Annotated in this window: 1 protein-coding gene; it reads right to left on the bottom strand. The window is 64.1% G+C overall.

All coding sequences use genetic code 11. The features are described from left to right. Nucleotides 1-231: PAS domain S-box protein (locus tag R0J88_RS23985; RefSeq protein WP_410901455.1), on the bottom strand; the 231-nt coding region annotated here is incomplete at both ends.

Below are 231 nucleotides of genomic sequence, written 5' to 3'. Positions count from 1 at the left end.
CGACTGTCCGCGCTTGTAGAACTCGGCGATGTTGCGGCGCGAGGCCGCGGCCTCTTCGCGCGTCATGAACATCTCGAACACGCTGCGCCCGACGATGTCCTGCTCGCGTTTGCCGGTGTATTCCTCGCTGACCTTGTTGAAGCGTTGCACGCGGCCGTGCTGGTCGACGATGACGATGACCGAGTTGGCCTCGGACACCACGGTCTCGGCGAACGACAGGCCTTCGACCAG

Origin of the sequence: Pseudoalteromonas sp. SIMBA_162 (genome assembly GCF_046535955.1) — a bacterium.
Taxonomy (GTDB): Bacteria; Pseudomonadota; Gammaproteobacteria; order Enterobacterales; family Alteromonadaceae; genus Pseudoalteromonas; species Pseudoalteromonas marina.
This window is presented reverse-complemented; position numbering and strand designations above follow the sequence as displayed.